Raw genomic sequence first — 20,241 nt, 5'->3', positions numbered from 1 at the left:
GCAGAATATAATATGCAATTAAAATTTAATAAGTTCATACGATTAAAATTGTTTAAATATCAAGCAATAGTAGCGATAGCTACTATTTTCAGTTTACTTGTTACAGCATTTTTATTCAAAGCCCATATTGCAAATAACAATCGTACAACAACATGGAGAAATGCCAAAGAAATTGCACCACCATTGCTTATTAAAAAAGTCTTATCTTTGAATCCCATAGCTAGGATTGATGACAAATCAGTAAAAGTTATGCAAATCTCATCTCAAGGTGCAGGAGATTTATACATATTTGATTTACGCTCATCTCAGCTTTGTGGCATCGGTGGTTGTCTTTATCTGATTTATCACGAATCCGGTAAGTTGCTTTTGCCCCTAATCGCTAATCCAAACTTACCACCCAAAGAAGAGTTAATGCGTGCTTCAAACACAATAAATGGTAAATTTCCTTGCTTGGTAGTTACGCAACCGACGTTGAATGAGAACATACTATCTCGTACCAAATATTGCTACCAAAATCAAAAATTTATACGGTTTAACGAAGAATTTTTTAGTAGCAAATAAAAGTTAGATTTAAATGATACAAGCTAATGAAAAATTCAACTTCAAATTACTCTCTAGGAATTCAAGTACCGCTTGCAAAAGTAGAGACATTACAAATTGAAAGATTGACAGAATTGATGAAATCGCAGTCTGGCCTGGTACTTTTGAGTTGCTTGATTGCACTTGCTATTTTTCGAGTTCTTTCAGGAGGGAATCGCAAAGGTAAACTGGCTACCAGTTACTGGGGTGGTGGTCGTGAAAAATATTTGGCTGCACGTAAAGCTAAACAGCAGATATCTAATCCTACGCGCAATTGGGCAGCACTTTACATTGGTACACCTCAGCAAATGCGATCGCGCATTGAAAATGAATGGCGTACCGCAGGTTTACTGAAGACAAAACCAACTGTGAATCAAAAATTACACAAATTAATATCGCCTAACTCTACTCTGTATGTTCCTGATGTCCAAAGAGGAATAGCCGTTATAGGTGCAGCAGGTTCTGGCAAGACATTCTCTGTAATCGACCCTTTAATTCGTAGCGCTTTTGACCAGGGGTTTCCTGTATGTGCCTATGATTTCAAATATCCCGCACAGACCAAACGGGCTGTAGCTTACGCTATGAAGCGCGGTTACACCGTCAGAATATTTGCGCCAGGGTTTCCTGAAAGTGAAACCTGCAATCCTTTAGATCTGCTGAAAGACGAGGAAGATGCGATCGCCGCAGGTCAAATTACCAGGGTCATTTCGCGTAACTTCGACCGTGGGGGTAATAGCAACAGCGATAAATTCTTTGAAGAAGCCGGGGATAGTTTGGTTGAGGGTATTTTACTAGTCACCAAGGCAGTTAAAACTCTAACGGGTGACGACAAATACTGCGATTTGATGATGGCGCAGGCAATTTTATCTTTACCCAATCTGGCAGTAAGATTAGAAGCTGCTTCCAGGGACAAGCTGAAAATTTGGACAACACGACCGTTATCTCAGCTAATCAGCGTCAAGTACTCTGAGAAAACTACTGCTAGTATTGTTGGGGCCGCGCAGCGTATATTTCAGCGATTCCTCAAGAAAGACTTTGTGGGCGCATTCTGTGGCCAGACGACATTACCACTGGACTTGGATGGTAAACAGCTAATTGTGTTTGGGCTAAACAGGAATAACCGTGACATCATCAGTCCATTGCTGGCGGCTATTTTACACATGATTGTCACGCGCAATGTATCCCGTATCGTACCGAGAAAAGACCCTTTAGTAGTGGCTTTAGACGAACTACCTACTTTGTACTTACCAGCTCTTGTTAATTGGTTAAATGAAAGTCGTGAAGACGGTTTTGTAGGAATTTTGGGATATCAAAACATTGTCCAGTTAGAAAAAGTCTATGGTAAGGAACTGACACGGGCCATCTTGGGAGGTACAGCCACCAAGTTTATTTTCAACCCACAAGACCCGGAATCTGCAAAGTTGTTCAGTGACTACTTGGGCGAGATGGAAATCAAATTTAATTCCAAATCGCGCAGTACAGGAAAGGGAGGTGCTTCACACAGCACTAACGAACAGCATCAAAAACGCCATTTATTTGAAGCAGCACAGTTTGCCAAGATGAGTACGGGTAAGGCGGTAATTATCAATCCAGCTTACACTCGGGGCACAGAAGCTTATGTTCCCATATTGCAGACTATGAAAGTTCCTGCTGCTGATATTGCTGAGATGAACTGGTCGGAGGGAAAGTGGGATTTTGTTAGAGAAAGACTGATTCAAAACAATTCTGTGCAAATTAGCGACTCTGAACGTTCTCAACAATTTATGGAAAGGCGTGAATTAGCTGAAAAACTATTTCCCATACCTGAAGAATCTAATTCTGTGCCTTCTCCAGAAGAAGTTGCCAATGTTTTTTAGGGGTTTTAGAAATGCAATCTTCACAGGTTAATTGGAGTAAACAAGTTTCGTCTGTCTTAGCACGTTATCCGCAGTGGCAGCACATAGTTATTGAAGCATCGAATAAGCCGTTATTCGATGTAAATTATTGCCCAGAGACTATAGAAATATTTGATCAGGTTGGCTTATTAGCTGGTAGAGTATTTAGCTCTATTTCTTATGAATGTACTCGTAATTCACTAGATAAAAGTGAATTTATTGCTTGGTTGTTTGATGGAGAACTGGGAGTTTTTTATGTAGGTTCTCAGGTAGTTATCAATCGACTGAAGTTATTGGCAGAGATTGGCGGAGGTGCTCATCATGAATGATATATTTACGGTTGCATCTGGAGAAGCTGCTGCCATTCAAATGCATTACGAACAAATAATAGAAGTTTTGTTGCAAACTTTACTCAGTGACAAACAGGATCATAAGCGCCAAGGATTAAAAATATTTGATGGAAAAAGACTTGTTTATGGACATGATAAAATTCAATTTCATGATGAAGTCTCTGGATTGTCAGGGCAACTTTTAAATCCTCAACTCATTGTCCAGCTACAACAACTGCGTTCTGTAAGAGTGGGAGGTATGGTAGAAGGAGCGACTAATAAAATAGTTGAATTAGATGGACGCATTGTTTTGCAATCTGATGAACGAGGTAAAGTAATTATTAATAATTTATTGCAAAATGGAGTAGTTAAATCTACAAATAATCAACAGAGATTTGATGTAGATGAGCCTACCAACAGAGAACATCCAAAACAATTTGATAATACTGAATTTTTAGTTTCTAGTTCTGAGAGACAAGCAAAAGCAATACAAGAAAATAGAGACTTCTCTCATAATCTAGGCTCAATAAGAGTAATGCAATCTCTTCAAGATTTAGAAGATAATCCTTTAAAAAATTTACTAGCTAATGAAATTGGACAGCTACAAGCAGAAATCAAAGCATTAAGACAACAGCAGGATTTTTATCAAAATTTAATTAATGAAAGAGTTAAACAACATCAAAATATTTCTTGGTGGCAGCAATCAGTTAATAATATTTCACTTTTAGTAGAAAGTATAAATTATGCTGTAAAGATGGGCATTCAAGAATTTAAACAACATTCAGCACAATACCAAATTGCAACATCTTTAAAAACTTTATTTCATACTCAGACACATCCAGGAGCTTTAGAATACCAAGCGGCTCAATACCAAATCTATCGTGATGGTTCATTGTATAAAATTACGGAATCAGAAACAGGCAAACTTTTAATGCAGTTTCGTTCTACAAATTTGGGTGTACGGGTGGAAGCTAGAAATTTGGAACCTACACATATTAAAGATATTAATGCTTTAGTGCGATCACTTCAACGTCATGAACCTATTCCTGCTTCCTTTACTCCTGTAGGTAAGCAAGAAGCTGAGTATTTTGCTCGGATAGATAAGATTACTAAGGCGCTTGTGCAATATGCGATCGCTCACAAAAAAGATGTAGAAATTGATGGCTTATTCTCTTATAAATGGCAAGCAACTACCGATGGAAAAGTGAATATTTATGCCAAAGATGGACGTGGAACTGTATTAGAAAAATCTGAGGGACAACTCAAAAGTTCTATGAGCGAGCGGGATTTAATATATTTCGAGCAAATCTTACCCAGATTACAGCCTGCTTACCAACGCCAACAGGAATCAACAGCATTGCGATTACCACAAGTTAACAGTAATGAAAATGAATTAGAGATATAGCCGTGAACTTATCCCATTTGAATTTATTAATTGACTCTGGTATACCTATAGTCTGTGTAACCGCTTCGATATCAGAGCGGATGACAGTTTTAAAGCAGATTTACCAGGAATGTGCAGTGACGAGAAATCTGCCTATGTATTTATGGAATGCTGGTTGGGGATGTTTTAAACAAGTCCAATTTAATTCTGAGCGTTGTGTAAGTTTTCCAACTGTATACTCTAGTAAATTACAGCCTCGTGATGATGGAATCTTTGCAGCTTTCGATGATTTGTTAAATTCTGAAATAGATGGTGTTTTTATTTTTGAGAATTTGCAGTCTTTAATTAAACAAGACTCAACATTATATCTAAAAAATTATTCATTTAAAATTACCTCGCAAATAATCAACATTTTTTATGAATTAAAAAATATCAACAATACAAAATATTTAATTATTTTAGCAATGGATGATGTGGAACTACCACAGTCATTGACTCAGTTAATTCCCAATCTCTCTATGCCCTTGCCTTCGCATGAGATAATAGCTGATTTTATTAAAGAATTTTTATTTAATCAAATAACTGATTTCCCAAAGGATTTTGATTTATCTATTTTGGTAAATGCTGCTTCTGGTTTAACTCTTGAGGAAATACGTTCTGGATTTGCAATAGCGATTAATTCTTGTCCAGATTTTCATAGTAATACAATAGCCCTACACTTGCTAGATTATAAAATTAATCGCTTTCGTGCTTTTAACTTAAACTTTATTTCTCACTCAAACGTAGCTGACTTTGGTGGTTTAGATTTACTCAAAAAATTTATTGAAAATGTCAAGCTAGATTTTGCTCCCGAAGCACGATCTGCCAATATTCCCCTTCCAAAAGGTTGTTTACTGGTAGGGCCACCGGGGACAGGAAAGACTCTGGCGGCGCACGTCAGTGCCAAAACTTTAGGATTTCCCCTTGTGTGCATGGATACCGCAGCAGTAATGAGTGGTAGTGCAACCCATCTCAAACGCTTGCTAGAGCGTATAGAAGCTTGCGCTCCCGTTGTGCTTTACTTTGATGAATTAGATAAATTGTTCGCAGCATCCACTCCTTCAGGTGAAGATATTGATTCACGCCGAATCTTGGGAACCCTACTCACTTGGTTGCAAGAAAAACAGAGTGCTGTATTTGTGGTAGCCAGCCTTAACCGACTCGATGCACTACCACCAGAATTAACCAGGGTTGGCAGATTTGATGAAATATTCTACGTCGGCTTTCCTCAAGCGATAGAGCGAAAAGAAATTCTGATGATGCACCTAGCGAGATTTGACGAACGATACCGCAATGGTGGCGATGGGCTACGCCCCACCGTAGGCGATCGCCTTACCGAGAAAGAATGGCGGATTCTTCTCAACAAAACCATCAACTGTAACGGTGCTGAACTAGCAAGAATGGTAGAAAAAGCAGCCCGTGCATTATTTCATCAAGGGCGGGAGATTCATATTGGGTTGTCCGAACTGTTGGAACAAAGGGAAATGATAGTACCACTCTACGTCAGAGATACCGACAGAATACTGGCTATAGAAAATCGAGCCAAGTATATTTGTCAACCAGCATCGACAAAAGACTCTTCGGTTTTCGCTCCAGCGATTACTACGTATTGGGGAGAACCCTGTGTTCAAAGTTAACCGTAACAAGCGATCGCTTATTTGCAGTTAATCAACTACTGTTCAAACTCAAACAAACCTAAGAGGATTCGCTGTTACAATACGACCAATCCGCTCAATTAAACGAGACACACCGCTTATGATTACTCAAATGATGGTTCAACCCTCATTCTGGGTAGAATCTGGAATCAAACTCACTCAAGTTAGGAACATATATTTATTTAACCCTGTTTTGTCACTCTGGCAGTAGTATAATAAGGTAAAAATGCTAGAACCAAGACACAGAGCATGGTACAGCCCCGTCCAGCCGCACCAACAGTCAAATTTGTGGACGAATATTGCCAGTGGTATAAAAGTCTGTTTCCAGATGTTAGGAGTTTCGAGGCTTTTAAATATCTCCATGTAGGCTGCATTTCTGATCTAAAACGTAAAACATTGCCAGAAATAGCAAAAATCGTAGGATTAGATAACCAGCAAGGGTTGCATCATTTTCTAACTACATCACCTTGGGATATAGAAAAGTTAAGAACCTTAAGGTTAGAGTTAATTTTACAAGTGCTAAAAGGTAGACCAATCATTTTAATTATTGATGAGACAGGGGATAAAAAGAAAGGGAGCAAGACAGATTATGTGAAACGGCAGTATATAGGAAATTTGGGAAAAAACAGATAATGGAATTGTGGCAGTGACAGTATATGGTGTTTTCTGTGGGATGACATTTCCATTACTGTTTGAAGTGTATAAACCCAGGGAAAGATTACAGGCAGGAGATAAGTACCGCACTAAACCAGAAATAGCAGCAATACTGATAAAAAAGCTACAATCAATGGGTTTTAAATTCAACTTAGTACTTGCAGATAGCTTATATGGAGAGAGTGGTAAGAATTTCATATCTGTATTAGATGAACTAAACTTGAACTATATAGTAGCGATTCGGTCAAATCATTATGTAGAAATACTTCCACGACAACATATTCAATATTTAAAGTGGCAGAAGTTTCAAAGGGTATTCTCTGACTTGAGTCGGGAAAATCGATTTATTAGAGAAATTATTCCGGGAAAACGTGGAGAACTTAGATATTGGCAAATTACTACAGATCCAGAAAATTTGCCTGATAACACTACTTGGTATGTGATGAGTAAATATCCAGACATTACGCCAAGAGAAGTTGGAAATTTTTACGGTTTAAGAACTTGGGTCGAGTACGGGTTAAAACAAAGTAAGAATGAATTAGGTTGGTCAGATTTTCGCCTGACTCACTACCCAGATATTGAGCGATGGTGGGAAATTATTTGCAGTGCTTATTTAATGGTTAGTCTGCATTCGGAGCAACTGTTTCAGTCTCCATCACAACGAGAGTCAAAATTTGTTTCACATCCTTGGTGGGATAATGGAAATGGCTGGAAGAACATTCTTAACAATCTTCGTTTGATTATTCAACCTTTTACTTTATTTAATCTGATATATCCCTGGTTAACGGTTTTTCCTATTCCTCAATTAGCTTTGGGTTTTTTTAAACTTCAATCTATTATTTATAGCCTCACCAGTTCAATTTTTATATCCCTGATTCACCCTGATTTCTACTTTTCCTCTGCCTAGAGTGACAAAAGAGGGTTAAGAATTATGTCTATGTTATTAGCTTCTTGCTTGTTACCTTGTTTCAAGTAAAGGTCTTTGGCTTGAGCAAGTGATTTTCTACCAACCTGCTTGTTGTTTTGGCAAATCAAGCTCATTCCTCTTCCCTGATAACCAAAAGCTAATTTGGAGTTGAGAGCGATCGCTTTTTCAAAGTATTGTAGGGCAAGTTTGCAATTAGCTTGACGACGCTCTGGATTAATTCTGGCTATTTCTGGCATATCCGCATTCATAATTTTGTAGCCCCAATCTACATAATCGGTAGCAGTTTCTAGTCGCCTTGCTTGTGGAGATATATTTGATGTTGGTTTGAACCAGATGTATAGTCCCCCCAAAAATCCCAGCACTGCCATTCCCAGCAGATATGCCACAGGGTTGAAAGTAATGAAAAGAGAATGTAACATTATTTCTCTTTGCTCGTCATTCCAATATGACACAGCTTTTACCTCTGTGAAGTTGTTGCAACTGTCGGTTCCAAGAAGTTCTCGGTTCTAACTGTTTGGCATGAGATAGCTCTCTCTGAAGTGTGATTGCGGCTACATTGGGCATAGCTACAATTACTTTGGGTATGCTTTTTAGAAATTCCACAGGTGCAGGTGCGTGCTCCCTGTCAGCTACTAAATATAGAGTTCTCTTTTGATGAGGAGCGTTTAAAGCTGCTAGAGACATAGCTTCTATAGGTGTAGAAACTAACATTGCTACTGTGGTGGGACTGCCAAAGTTTTCACCCATACTCAAGTGAAACCAACCATGCCCAGACATCAAGCGTCGCCTACTGGCACTACAAAAACTATAAGTATCACCAGGGACTCCTAGCGGGTGCAAATATGCTCCCGTCACCTCAGCAGAAAGACTGCGGGCTAAAAATACTGCGTTACCTGTAATATCTGCATATATCAATCCACGCTGGTACAGAGTTTGTACCAATTTTTGGGGAAGAGAGCGATTGCGTGTCAGATATCGCTCAATTTCCAACCAGCGATTGCGATCCGGTGTTGGGGCTTCAAATATAGATGGAGGAACCTGTTGAGCAATATTTAAAGCTTGTCTTCTTGCCTGGTGAGTGACCGCAGCCAGCATCCCCTCTTCCCCAAAACAATCGCGCAACCAGACAACCGCATCATCGAAAGTACACTGGTAAACATGCATTACCAAATCCAACGCACCTTTACCAATGCTGTTGTGCAAATCATCGTGAAACGAAGAGTTGGTAATGGCGATCGCGTGATGGTTTGACAACCACTTACTCTTATCCTGCTGGTCTTGATTTAACCCCAGTTTATAAGCCACAGATTCCAACGATAAATCTTGCAAAAGCTTTATTTCCTGGCGTAGAGCAAGTAATTCTTTTTCTAAACTAGCCCTGAGTTTTTCGCTTCTTAATGCCGTTTTCTCTAATTCGGCTTTTTGTTTGAGCAAGCCAGTGCGATCGCTCAATTGGTAATTAATTACCTCTAGTTTCTCCCTTAGAACTTCAATCACCCGTTCTCGATAGGATTCGCTTGCTTCATGTATTCGAGGTTGAGGCAGGTAACTTTCTAAATCGAGGATTTCAGAAGAGCGAGATACGGCGGTGTAATATTTCTTAACTGATGTGTAGGTAGCAGCACTACCCTTAATGCCACGAGAAATACCTAAATGTGCAACAGCATCAGCAAAACTATCTTGCAGTTGAGATAGCTTTTCCTTAGTGCCAAACAATGCACGACAGTTGAGCTTTCCATTTTCGTCCAATGGCACAATGTAAGCATGAACGTGAGGTGTAATTTCATCTAAATGTAATTCAGCCCTCAGCAGGCGATCGCCCCAAGCAGAACACAACCATGTAAGTGTTGCTTGTGCAAAGTCTGACAAACGCTGTTTGTCCTGTGCTTCCGCCTGAAAAAGTCCTTCAGGACAAAAATATTCAGCACTGGCACTCAGTATCATCTCCACTGCTAAAACAGCATTAGAGCGAATTTTCTGCAACCCGATTTTATCTTTCACCAAGGCTACTAAATTGGCGTTGTCAGAATTACCAAAGAGCGTAACGTTTGTTACTTCTGGGTTTGCATTGAGTGTGTTTCTTGCTCTGCTAGTGTGAGCTTCGTTGCCCCCTAGCAATCCCCAGCTTTTAATTTTTTGTATTCTACAGACAGCTAGCGACATAACACTGGCGCGTGATGTAAGTACTTTGTGGATCAGCTGCCACGCTTTTAATTCACACAAATATTTTTTCAATCTCTTGTGGGGAAGCCACGCACCCTTACTGTTCCCCGAATTGTAGCAAGCAAGTAGCATTAGAACGGAAAGCCCGCTCTGAGGCTGCAAGTTGTATACCCGACAGCTGATATCAATTACATAATTTCATTGGATGTAATTATCACATTACGGTAATTAAAATTGCAATAAAATCTACCTTTAGTCTTACGTATTAATAAAAATCAGGGTCAATTTTTTTATTTAATTTCTGTGTGTTTTAACTGATAAAGTCGCTGATATGGTTGCTATAGACAGTTACAAATTGCAAGATCATATTTGCAAAAATAGTGTAATTATACACAAAATTATTTTTCTGTAGAGTTGCTGTAATTCATATTAGGCAATAGTTTCAGTATTTTTTTCTGCGTTCTGATAGATAAGTAACTTAATATAGCTTTGAGCTATTTTTATACATACTGTTTTACTGATATGTATGGTAGTAGAGAATCTGTCTGTTGTTCAATGGCAAGGCTTTATCAAAAGTTAGTTACTAAAAGAAGAAAGTAATATTTGAATTTATGGACAGCTTAGTTGAGTTAGTGGGCATTCAACCACAAAATATTTCTTTTCCATTGATAAGTAACGCTAATAATCATTCCTGGTTGCTCACGAGAGGAAGTTTCAAATTGGTAGATAGGATGAAATCCAAATTTTCTCAGGGTAAACAAAATAATTTTTGGGAATTTCTCTGCCACAAATTGTGTAGTGAGTTCACAATTTTAATTATGAGTGCCCGAAAATTTTTTTCGTTATTTAATCTGGACGGTACACATCATTTTTTATTGAAGGAAACTTTGAATTATTTTTATGTGCTGATATTGAATATACAACTAGTTAACATGAGTCTCAAAGTCTTGCTGTCAAGCTTTTACGGATTTTTCAAGGAATTTATTTTGAGAGGAGCTAACTGGAGCCAACTTTTGCACGCGAAAAATGCTGAATCCATAAGTCTCATTAATCATTAAGCTCCAAATGTCTCCACATACAGCATGTAAAAATTAATTTTGAATAATTTCCATGAAAAGAAAGACTGTAACTATCAATAATTTTGACTCTACTCCATTAGTTATTATTGCTCTGGACTTTGGGGGGAGCGGTACCAAAGGAATTTATTCTCTGTATGGAGGTTCGGAAGCGTACTCGATGTTTATGGAACCGGAAGTAGGGGATATAACGCAGGATTCCATTAAAACTCATGAACAAAATTTGATGGGAGATACTGATCCAGAGAACCGGGCGTGGGTGTCTGTTAATGGTCAGACAAAGGCGGTAGGATATTTAGCTCAAAATAAGTACTACGCTAATGCAGGACTAGTTGAGTTGAAGTACGAACGAGCGATTTATAAAACTTTAGCAGCAATTTGGGTAATTAAAGAAAGACTCCGGTTACCACTCAAAATAAGAATTGCACTCTCTGTTCTGTTACCGCCTGGAGAGTTTAAGAACAAAGTGGAATTTGAACAATTACTACGTACTTATAGTGCAGACTATTTGGCTAGTGGTGTGACGATGCAGGTAGAGTGCGTGATGTTCAAATGCTTGCCAGAAGGTGCAGGAATTTATTTATCTCACCAAAGGCGCATGGGAGAGGTATTGAAGCAGAAAGTATGTGTAGTAGTGATGGTGGGCTTTCGTAATACGTCGGTCTTGATTTCCTATCGGGGTATTGTTTCCAAAGAAGGAAAAACTTCTGACTTAGGGATGGTACGGATGCTAGAAAAAGTAGTCACTGCCACTTCAGGGCAAACTGTAGAGCGCTTGACGGGAGCGATCGCCCAAGCAGGATCTGAGATTGATACTCGTCCCCTAGTAAGAGTGTTGCGTTCTAGAAGTAGGGAAGGGCGCACATCTGAATTAACGACAATTGTAAACGCGATTAGAATCGCCCGATATGAATACGTTACAGCCCTCACGAGTTGGCTGGATCAGGTTGTGCCACTGGACGTAGAAGAAATATTATTTTGTGGTGGCACTGCGGATTACATAAAAAAAGAATTGAATTCGCATTATCCAGCTACACCTTGCATATTTACTGGTGTTTCGGTTCCCAAAACCTTAGATAAGCACTGTCTTGCCAGCCGTTTGGCAGATGTCTACGGAGCATTTTTATATTTTGACGAAAGAGTGAAACAGCATTTTGCTCGTCATGCTGAGGTTTTCAGCCATGTCTAACCAGGCTCGTATGAATTTTCGGTGGCGCTATCAGCCGCGTAACAAGATGGATGCTTTAATGCTTGATTACATTGCCACTAGTAGCGTTACAAGTACTACAGAGATGATATTGCTCGCCCTACGAGCATTCTGGTTACCATTGGCTATTGCTTCATCAGAATGTGACGAAGCTACTAAACAAAGAGTAGTCAGTGATGCTAGCTATACTTTGCTACACCAACTCACGCAAATTTATAGCGCAGCCGGTGTATCTAATTCTCATAATTTACTTTTGACTTTTAATACAGAGCGATCGCCTTCATCAAGTGACTCTAAATCTCATGCCCAAACCGTACAAGCTCCTCCCACTATAGAGGAACAAAAAGAAATGATAGGAAGCTTTGATTATGACATCAATTCTTTTGAAAACTGGTAAGTCAGTTTTTTACCACTAATTCACTCTACGGGCGAGGATTTTTTCCAATTACTACTTGAATCACTAATCAATTGGCATTATGGACTTTACAGCACCAACTCCCAATCCTGAAAAAAGAAAAAGAGGTAGGCCAAGAAAGAATGCTAATAATTTTGCTAGTGGCACTCTTAATCAGTCATCAAACTCCAAAGTAGAAAATGATGCTATGTCTACAATCAATGATAATCTTCAAATAAAAGATGTCGCTTGGGAACAAGAAATAGAAGATAATTCGATTCAGTTAGAAGGTGATATCCAAAAATTAGATGACATAGATACTAGAGGAGATTTACTGATAGAAGGAGAAAATCTTGATATTCCTACTATCTTCCTTGAATCTGAAGTAGATTTAGCAGCAAATGAAAATCCAGAAGAGTTGCAGATACCAACATCTGTTGATAGCAAAGTTAACCTAAATAAGCAGGAAAAAATTTTTAAAATATCTACAACTATTCACATTGTAGATGGAGAAAAAGGAGGCGCAGGTAAATCATTTTTATCCAGAGCATTTATTGAATATTGTGCTGCCATTGGTCATGATGTGGTAATTGTAGATGCGGATACAAGTAACCAGGATATTGTCAATATTTACGACAATGTAGAAACTGCATATTTCAGTGATGATGACAAGCTAGCTAAAGAGGCAGACACAATATTTGACTTGGCATTTGAAAACTCAGTAATTGTTAACTTGCCTGCTCAAGTTTACTCAAAAGTGACTAATTGGATAAAAGATAACGATCTGACTGAAATAGGCAAGGAAAATTCGATTAAATTCGTTAAATGGTTTGTGTGTACCGGTGGAGTTGATTCCGTAAATTTCTTCCTTAAGTCTTTAGAAGATTTGGGAGAAAGTATGCTCCATGTATTTGTGAGAAATCTGGGATTATGCGATGACTGGAAATATATTCAGGAGATGCCAGAGTTTGTAGCTGCTCAAACTAAATATAATTTCATCGTCATGGACTTTCCCAAGTTTCCCTTTTGGGAGCGAAACATGGTTGACCGATTGGGAGTGACTTTTGAAGCAGCGATCGCCCATCCCGATCTCAAGGTGATATCAAAGCAACGAGTCAAGAACTTCCTCAAGGAAGCTTACGCAGCCTTTGCTGGAACAGGGATAGTGCATTGACATCCTCTCCCGCTACACCTGCAAGGTTAGCGGGAGATTCCCAAGACTCACGACTTGGGTTTCTGTTTCTTTCCCTTACGGGTTTTTTGCAACTGCCCTTTAGACTTATGCCCATCAGGTCTTATGTTCGCTCCACAGACTGTAACGGTGTGTCCCACCGCCAAAATATTCCGGCTGGCGTTGATATCTCTGTCGTGGTGTGTTCCGCAGTTTGGACAATCCCACTCTCTAAGATTCAACGGCAGTTTATCAACAATATGCCCACAGTTGCCACAGCGTTTAGAACTGGGAAACCATCGGTCAATTTTTACTACTGTTCGACCATACCACTTGGCCTTGTATTCCAGTTGCCTCACCAGATCCGACCATGCAGCATCACTGATAGCACGGGCAAGTTTGGGGTTCTTGACCATATTCTTAACCGCCAAATCCTCAACCACTATCGTTTGGTTTTCACGAATCAGTCGAGCTGTCAGTTTATGCAGATGGTCAATTCTTGCATCAGAGATTTTAGTTTGGATTCGCGCTACTTTGAGTCTTGCCTTATCTCGGTTGCGAGAGGCTTTTTGTTTACGACTCAAAGACTTTTGCGCTTTCCTGAGCTTTTGATAGTGCGCCTCATACGCTTTAGGATTAGCAATCTTTTCACCCGTACTCAGGGTAACGAGACTGCTAATGCCAACATCCAGTCCCACGGCGCTATCAACGGGCGGCAAAGTTTCGTCAGACGGATCGTTGATTCTCAAACTAACAAACCAACGTCCAGAAGGCTCAAGTCTAATTGTGATGGTTGTAGGTTCACATCCCTTGGGGATCTGCCTAGACCATTTAATTGGCAATGGTTCAGAACATTTAGCCAAGTAGACTTGTCCATCTTTCCACCTGAAAGCAGACTTGGTAAACTCTGCGCTACCTCCACTACGTTTCTTTTTGAAGTTGGGGTATTTCGCCCTACCAGCAAAGAAATTGGTGAAAGCAGTTTGCAGATGTCTCAAACCTTGTTGCAATGGTACACAGCTAACCTCATTCAAAAACTGGAGGTCATCAAGTTTTTTCCACTGCGTCAACATCGCAGAAGACTGAACGTAATCAACCTTCTGTTGCCTCTCATACCAAGCTTCGGTTCTCGCCGCCAAAGCTTTGTTAAATACCAACCGCACACAACCAATTGTCCGGCGCAATATCTGTTCTTGCTCGGTAGTTGGGTAAAAACGGTAACGGTAGGCTTTTTCCATACTTCACATTTTATCATTAAATCTGTGAAATACGTACAACCCGCTATGTTTCAAAGTTCATTTACTCACTCGCGGTCACTGAGCTTTGTCGAAGTGTCGCTCACCCCTGAGTCGAGTTGTTGCATAGCAACGACTCGACTCAGGGGTGAAGCTTCTCGCTCGTCCCCATTCCTGCGCCAGCGCTGCGGGAGGGTTTCCCTCCGCAGGCGACTGGCATCCTCACCGCCAAACTTTCCTGCGGAACGCTACGCGAACGTTGTGGCAGGAGTCTCCTGGGGGTGCTAGATGACAAGCAAAGAAGTAGATGCAGATAGAGTTGACGAAGATTTTTTTCCCACTCCTTCTGACCAAACAGCCGTACCTTTGACTCCTGATAAATTGCTGGCCGAAGCCTTGCAGGGAAAAAGCGAAGCCTTTAAGCGCCGAGTCATGGATTTTGCCCTTAGTAGTGGTCTATCCCAAGATGATCCTTTATTCTTAGTGTTAGTTGCTACCGGACAACTAGAAGCAATGCTGAAAGATGCACCCGACACTTTGCAGTTGCTGTTCAAGAACTGGAATCGGGACTTAGCTCGTAACTTGGAACTAGTGGAACAGGTGGCAGTCGAGCGGCAGAAGGTTGCTATAGGTAGAGCAGCTCACGCCCTCATTCACAAAGCACAGCTAGCAGAGGGCAGAAAAATTCTCACTGCTGTATTTCCTGCGGCACTCTTACTATTTTTTATCTTGGGCATGGGCTTCATTATGGGCATGAGCGTCCCACCTTGGATTGCTGGAATACTGGGTGGAGGATATACAAATGTACAGTCAAATCTCTTGACTTGGAATGAATTGGAAGCAATGAATTGGGCAATGTCCAAAGAGGGAAAGTTTGCTAAAAATTTAATCGAGTGGAATAAGGGCTACCTAGAGAATGGACAGTGCCTTAAGGATGTCCAAAAGTTAGGAATCGTCTTGTCACAATACGGACGTAAAGCCAAGTCAGGACATTGCCTTATCTGGGCTACCCCTCCAGATAAGCGTAAGTTTGTTGAGTGAATGCAAACAATTTTGATGGTTTAAAGTTTCCAAATATTAAGCAATTTAGCTAAGAATCCAGGAGTCAGAATTAAGGAGCCAGAAGAGTTAAAGAATGAGGAGAAATATTTGAGGGAAAAAGAACTCAGGAGCCAGAATTCTGAATTCAGAATGAATAGTGGGGCGAAGCGCCACCAGCAGTTAAACCTACTAAATCAAAGAAGAAATAGAATTCTGACTGGAGGCGGAGGGTCTCCGGCTCCGCTCTGGATGCTGACTCCTGAATTCTGCTTAAGAATTAATTTACTAATCTACTAGATAACCTCTAAATTCTGACTTCTGACTTCTGACTCCTGGGTGCTGAATTCTTACCAATTTAGCTATAAGAATTTGCTTAATTCTGCATTTGGCTAAAACTCTTCCTCTTTCTGCCAACCGATTTCTCTCACCTGTTGTTTTTCTTGTATAAGTGCCTTTTTTTCTATTTCTTCATTGGGATCATATAAGTCATCCAGACTTACATATCCTTCACTAAGCAGTTCTTCAGCAGTCATCGATGCTACTAGCTGGTATCTGCTTTTTTTTGCTTGCTTAACCATCTGCTTCGCCTCTTGTGCGATACCAACTCTCATTCTAATTTGTATTCACTTATTTTGCGGAATTAATAGTGCTTAACATGCTTCTATGACTCTAACGCTCAATCATTTTGATACAAAAACTAAGCAAGATACAGGGGTAAAAGAAAAACTTGATAACACACTGGCTGAATATTTATTTCCAGGTGTGCAGTTTAGCATTGGTACAGCTTATCTTGAAGCGACAGTCCCAGAAGATTTGGGAGAGCATAACGGCATGACTCTACAGTTTTCGGCAGGTAAGAGAATGTTTTTTGCCGACAACCCTACTGTTCGCCAACAACTTTACCCCAACCCTTCAGATGGAGCAGCTTACCCTTTACCTTTCACACCTTGTCAAACTTTTCAAGAATTACGAAATGTCAGAATTTTAGTAATTGATGATACGACCGGAGAAAATGGCGGTGTCATAGCCAACAACGATGCCAAAATGTTGGTCGGTGATTGTAAGGGTTTAATAGATAAAGATTTTGCTCAAGCCAACAATATAAAACTGCGTGCTTTTCAATTTAGGCTTGGTATCAAACCCCAACGAGAAAGCCCAGAGATGCGAATTGCTAAAGGCACGCTGGCACCTGCAAGGCTAGATAAACTTGGAGAGACTTTTTTTAGGATGGGCGGTAGTCTAAAAACAAGTAATTTGCGTACTAAAACAGGCTACGACATGGTACTTGCAACCTCTTCTTTTAAAGGCAGAAAAGGAGAAGATGCCATTAAGCCAGGAGAATATATGCTCACTATTGGTTTGGGTGTCAAAGCAGTGGCTCAATATCGGGAACACAGTTTAGGAACTCAAATTTTAGTCAATTATCCTCAAGCAGTGAAGCATGAAATATTGCCCATTATCAAGCAGCAAGCAGAAAAACTAGCTCAAGACCAAAAAGACCCCAGGCGACTAGCACTGCGATATATTGAAACTTACGAACGCCGCAAAGCTTTATTATCTAAAATCATTAATATTGAAGCAGATATCGAAGACAAATTTGGCATATTCGATACTTTAAGTTCGGGTAGTGAAAGTGGAGAGAACCAAGAAAGTGAATCTTTAGAGCTAGAACCAAAAGACTTATTAATGTATTCGTTATTAAAAACTGACATAGAGAATTATTGCCAGATTATTGAACATCCCAAAATCATTGCTGAACTTCAAAATTTTGTGCGTAAACAATGGGTTGAAATTGCCACTGGACGCTCTATCAAGTTTACATCTGGTCTGGCTCAACCAAATTTAGATTTACAAAGTGATGAAATCTGCATACCTTATATTCAAGAGGGAGAAGAAATTATAGTTACTCGTTCGCCATTGATTAACTCGAATGGCGTGATTACTTTAAAAAACAAGCATCTACCACAAATGCTAGATGGTTGTGTCTACATAAATCCTAAAACTGCAATGGAAAATATGCAGTGTGATTTTGATGGTGATTTACTAGCTTTTGCTCAAGCTAAAGACTTTCCTCAGCTAGCAGCAGAAGTGAAAGAAAAAAACTTGCCAGAAAATCGTTATCCCGATATCGTCAAGAAAGCTAAAGTTCCATATCAAGGTACGTTTGAGGAAATTGCTGTATCAGCAATGGAGAATAAAATTGGGATTATTGCTAATGAAATTCAAAAAAATGTAGCACTGCAATGTGAAATTGATGTCATACCCCACGAAGAAAAAAAGAATTACCTCAGGCAAGTATCAGTACATTTAGAGAATGTACTGGCTAAATACCAAGCAGGTAAATTACAAGTTCCAGATAAAATACTTCAGCATATAAGTCAAATTACTCAATTACAAAGTGCAGCTATAGATAATAATCAAGTCGAAAATCACTTGCAGTTAATCAAAAAAATATTGAAAGATTGCCTAGCTGAACTAGGTAATGAGCTACAAGTAGCGGCTGATGGGCCAAAAAGTGCTTTACGACCTGAAGATTCTATTATTCAATACTGTCAGACTATAACGGCTTACAAACAAATTGAGTGGTTGGCTGATAAAAAAAATCCAGAGGCTTTTACGAATAGAAGTATGAAGACTAATGGTTATAGTCCGATTGATTTAATGATTAAGCAGACAAATCAAATTTTTGAACCAAATCAACTTGTTGCCCAACCCGTTGAAACTTTTAGAAACTTGTATCCAGGAGTTGAATATAGCCCTGTTCAGAAAGAGTATGCTCAAGAGATAAAAAATAATTATAACTTATTAGTTAAACAGCAAATTGAATTAGAAGAACAGAGAAAGCTAGAAATAGGCCCATATATGGTAATTACTTCTCCAACTAGTGGGAGAACATTAGAAATTACTAATTTAATTAGATATGAACCAGCTAAAAACCCGAAATTTTGGAAAACTACAGAAATAAATATTCAGATACAATCGAGAAAACCGACTCCTAAAATGCCACATCATTTATTGGCTTGTATTAAGTACAATACTCCCGAGGGTGCAGAAACAGTTGTACCACTTGGCACAATTAGTCTTAAATCAGTTCAAGAGCATAATCCACAGCCAGGAATGATAATTAATCAAGGTAGTATAAAATTTAATTTTGGCATTAGTGAGGGTATGATAGATGCCTTAAAACAGCAAAATCAAGAATATATAGAATCTATCAAAAATAATCTTCAGCCAGTAGAAAAGTTACAGTTAGCAGCAGTTATTCACGACGTGAGTCACACAGAAGAAAGTAAACAATATTCAGGCTTACGTCGAGCTAGTGTAGCGTTTTCTTTGTTCACCGATGAAGTATTAGCTCAACTGAAGCGCTTGCAATTGACTAATATGAGAGTAATTGGAACTCAGTTTAATGAATATGCTAACAGAAATTTTAGAGGTGAAAAGGTTGCCATTAAACTTGAGAATGCTGCTCACCCCCGCGACCCATGCCTGACCGCTCGTTGGATAATAGTCGAAGGTAGAAAACTTGGTACTATTGATGCTCGTTCTCCTCATCTGCTTTCTGGATTTCAGGCGAGCGCTGCTATTACTTCCTCTCCCAGTACTAGTGTTATTGTTACAAGTTTAAAAAATTCCCATCATAAGTTGCAAATTGATAATATTAATAAATATGCTTTCGCTGCTCATCAATGGCAAGGAGAGCAAGCTAACATAACTCTGGAACTGCGGCGAAAAAACCCTTACCAATCACCAATAGTTTTTGCTACGATTGGAAATCAAATATTGGGAAGTTTAAACAAACAATCAGTAATTTTTTTGCAGGAAAGACTAGCGAAAGTCAGTAGAGAAATTCATGGTTTTACGATTGTTGGTACTGTTAGTCATGCCCCTGCTAGTTATGTAGATATCGTCATTGATCCGGCGACTGTTAAGTATCCAGAAATTCAAATAGAAGAGCAAGCTAGTCAAAATTTGGTTAAAGACCAAGTAGTTCTCTCATCTCCTAAAGAACAAGAAGATATTGAGCCGGCGATTACCACTGTCGTATTTTTTGAAGCCCCGGTTGACCAAGCACATCAAGCTAAAACCCATATGGTTATGTGTAACATGGTAAAGCGTGCTGTTGACCGAGCAGTAGAGCGAGGCTTTAATACAGTCCACTTTGTGAATGCTTCACCATACAAGTCAGAAAATCCCTCATCAGTTTTGCTGACAATTCAACAACTGGCGCAAACGCGAGAAGATATCAAAATTGATTTATCTACCGCAGCCAATGTAAAAATTGCTGTGCAACTTTTAAAACAACCCGATGATATAGTTATTGGAGTCGGCAGCATAGAAACATCTGGAATTATTAACTATGTAGCTCATCAAGGAATACCAGTAGCAGCATACATTCCAGAAAATGGAGAGTTTGATAGGCGTAATTTACCCCAAAGAGAGGCTACTACTCAGAAGGTCGTTACAGTAAAAACAAAAGATTTAGAATACGAATGCTAGGTAAGTTTGTAT

Annotated in this window: 14 protein-coding genes and 1 pseudogene; 11 read left to right on the top strand and 4 right to left on the bottom strand. The window is 39.4% G+C overall.

Annotated elements, in window-relative coordinates; translation table 11 throughout:
• Positions 1-12 precede the first annotated feature (12 nt).
• The 6 genes and pseudogenes from HG267_RS37920 to HG267_RS37895 all read left to right on the top strand — a co-directional run bounded on the left by HG267_RS37920 (position 13) and on the right by HG267_RS37895 (position 7,421).
• Positions 13-561 (top strand): hypothetical protein, encoded by a 549-nt coding sequence (locus HG267_RS37920; protein ID WP_045873582.1) that lies wholly within the window; start codon positions 13-15, stop codon positions 559-561.
• 26 nt (positions 562-587) lie between these two features.
• Positions 588-2,435 carry a type IV secretory system conjugative DNA transfer family protein gene (locus tag HG267_RS37915; protein WP_045873581.1) on the top strand — a complete coding sequence of 616 codons (1,848 nt, stop codon included), beginning with the start codon at positions 588-590 and terminating at the stop codon, positions 2,433-2,435.
• A gap of 11 nt (positions 2,436-2,446) precedes the next feature.
• The gene (locus tag HG267_RS37910) at positions 2,447-2,782 is read left to right on the top strand and encodes a hypothetical protein (protein WP_045873580.1); all 336 of its coding nucleotides are present in this window, start codon (positions 2,447-2,449) and stop codon (positions 2,780-2,782) included.
• The gene (locus HG267_RS37905) at positions 2,775-4,187 is read left to right on the top strand and encodes a hypothetical protein (RefSeq protein WP_045873579.1); all 1,413 of its coding nucleotides are present in this window, start codon (positions 2,775-2,777) and stop codon (positions 4,185-4,187) included. The genes HG267_RS37910 and HG267_RS37905 overlap by 8 nt, the downstream gene beginning before the upstream one ends.
• A 2-nt stretch (positions 4,188-4,189) precedes the next feature.
• Entirely contained in the window at positions 4,190-5,842 is a 1,653-nt protein-coding gene (locus tag HG267_RS37900; RefSeq protein ID WP_045873578.1) for an AAA family ATPase, read from the top strand.
• 267 nt (positions 5,843-6,109) lie between these two features.
• Positions 6,110-7,421: pseudogene (locus HG267_RS37895) on the top strand (IS701 family transposase).
• On the opposite strand, the gene HG267_RS37890 reads toward HG267_RS37895, so the two are convergent.
• Both HG267_RS37890 and mobV read right to left on the bottom strand, forming a co-directional pair.
• Positions 7,418-7,861, bottom strand: coding sequence for a hypothetical protein (locus HG267_RS37890; RefSeq protein WP_045873577.1), 444 nt, complete (start codon positions 7,859-7,861; stop codon positions 7,418-7,420). The pseudogene HG267_RS37895 and the gene HG267_RS37890 sit on opposite strands and share 4 nt — an antisense overlap.
• A gap of 16 nt (positions 7,862-7,877) precedes the next feature.
• Positions 7,878-9,605 carry a MobV family relaxase gene (gene mobV, locus HG267_RS37885; RefSeq protein WP_045873576.1) on the bottom strand — a complete coding sequence of 576 codons (1,728 nt, stop codon included), beginning with the start codon at positions 9,603-9,605 and terminating at the stop codon, positions 7,878-7,880.
• A gap of 1,110 nt (positions 9,606-10,715) precedes the next feature.
• On the opposite strand from mobV, the gene HG267_RS37880 reads away from it, so the two are divergent.
• The 3 genes from HG267_RS37880 to HG267_RS37870 all read left to right on the top strand — a co-directional run bounded on the left by HG267_RS37880 (position 10,716) and on the right by HG267_RS37870 (position 13,456).
• Positions 10,716-11,870, top strand: a complete 1,155-nt coding sequence (locus HG267_RS37880; RefSeq protein WP_045873574.1) for a ParM/StbA family protein — start codon at positions 10,716-10,718, stop codon at positions 11,868-11,870.
• Positions 11,863-12,285, top strand: a complete 423-nt coding sequence (locus HG267_RS37875) for a hypothetical protein (protein WP_045873573.1) — start codon at positions 11,863-11,865, stop codon at positions 12,283-12,285. The genes HG267_RS37880 and HG267_RS37875 overlap by 8 nt, the downstream gene beginning before the upstream one ends.
• A gap of 205 nt (positions 12,286-12,490) precedes the next feature.
• The gene (locus HG267_RS37870; protein WP_235623117.1) at positions 12,491-13,456 is read left to right on the top strand and encodes a cobalamin biosynthesis protein CobQ; all 966 of its coding nucleotides are present in this window, start codon (positions 12,491-12,493) and stop codon (positions 13,454-13,456) included.
• Positions 13,457-13,503: 47 nt separating this feature from the next.
• Here the strand turns inward: HG267_RS37870 and HG267_RS37865 are convergent, their stop codons facing one another.
• Positions 13,504-14,691, bottom strand: a complete 1,188-nt coding sequence (locus HG267_RS37865; RefSeq protein ID WP_045873571.1) for an RNA-guided endonuclease InsQ/TnpB family protein — start codon at positions 14,689-14,691, stop codon at positions 13,504-13,506.
• Positions 14,692-14,976: 285 nt separating this feature from the next.
• On the opposite strand from HG267_RS37865, the gene HG267_RS37860 reads away from it, so the two are divergent.
• Positions 14,977-15,729, top strand: a complete 753-nt coding sequence (locus HG267_RS37860; RefSeq protein WP_228045670.1) for a DUF6753 family protein — start codon at positions 14,977-14,979, stop codon at positions 15,727-15,729.
• A gap of 389 nt (positions 15,730-16,118) precedes the next feature.
• Here HG267_RS37860 and HG267_RS37855 read toward each other — a convergent pair whose 3' ends face one another.
• Complete coding sequence (locus HG267_RS37855; protein WP_052335375.1) at positions 16,119-16,340, bottom strand: hypothetical protein; 222 nt, start codon at positions 16,338-16,340, stop codon at positions 16,119-16,121.
• Positions 16,341-16,392: 52 nt separating this feature from the next.
• On the opposite strand from HG267_RS37855, the gene HG267_RS37850 reads away from it, so the two are divergent.
• The gene (locus HG267_RS37850) at positions 16,393-20,229 is read left to right on the top strand and encodes a hypothetical protein (protein WP_045873570.1); all 3,837 of its coding nucleotides are present in this window, start codon (positions 16,393-16,395) and stop codon (positions 20,227-20,229) included.
• Positions 20,230-20,241: the final 12 nt, after the last annotated feature.

The sequence above is a fragment of the Tolypothrix sp. PCC 7601 genome, from assembly GCF_025677855.1.
Classification (GTDB): domain Bacteria; phylum Cyanobacteriota; class Cyanobacteriia; order Cyanobacteriales; family Nostocaceae; genus Aulosira; species Aulosira diplosiphon.
Note: the sequence above shows the minus strand (reverse complement) of the source record. Positions and strands in the feature narration are given on the sequence as shown.

Bases quoted from the DNA above. Each gene is read 5' to 3' on its own strand.
- HG267_RS37865 (WP_045873571.1), bottom strand. From the start codon at position 14,691: ATGGAAAAAGCCTACCGTTACCGTTTTTACCCAACTACCGAGCAAGAA.
- HG267_RS37920 (WP_045873582.1), top strand. From the start codon at position 13: ATGCAATTAAAATTTAATAAGTTCATACGATTAAAATTGTTTAAATAT.
- HG267_RS37850 (WP_045873570.1), top strand. From the start codon at position 16,393: ATGACTCTAACGCTCAATCATTTTGATACAAAAACTAAGCAAGATACA.
- HG267_RS37855 (WP_052335375.1), bottom strand. From the start codon at position 16,340: ATGAGAGTTGGTATCGCACAAGAGGCGAAGCAGATGGTTAAGCAAGCA.
- HG267_RS37905 (WP_045873579.1), top strand. From the start codon at position 2,775: ATGAATGATATATTTACGGTTGCATCTGGAGAAGCTGCTGCCATTCAA.
- HG267_RS37860 (WP_228045670.1), top strand. From the start codon at position 14,977: ATGACAAGCAAAGAAGTAGATGCAGATAGAGTTGACGAAGATTTTTTT.
- HG267_RS37915 (WP_045873581.1), top strand. From the start codon at position 588: ATGAAAAATTCAACTTCAAATTACTCTCTAGGAATTCAAGTACCGCTT.
- mobV (WP_045873576.1), bottom strand. From the start codon at position 9,605: ATGTCGCTAGCTGTCTGTAGAATACAAAAAATTAAAAGCTGGGGATTG.
- HG267_RS37870 (WP_235623117.1), top strand. From the start codon at position 12,491: ATGTCTACAATCAATGATAATCTTCAAATAAAAGATGTCGCTTGGGAA.
- HG267_RS37890 (WP_045873577.1), bottom strand. From the start codon at position 7,861: ATGTTACATTCTCTTTTCATTACTTTCAACCCTGTGGCATATCTGCTG.
- HG267_RS37880 (WP_045873574.1), top strand. From the start codon at position 10,716: ATGAAAAGAAAGACTGTAACTATCAATAATTTTGACTCTACTCCATTA.
- HG267_RS37910 (WP_045873580.1), top strand. From the start codon at position 2,447: ATGCAATCTTCACAGGTTAATTGGAGTAAACAAGTTTCGTCTGTCTTA.
- HG267_RS37875 (WP_045873573.1), top strand. From the start codon at position 11,863: ATGTCTAACCAGGCTCGTATGAATTTTCGGTGGCGCTATCAGCCGCGT.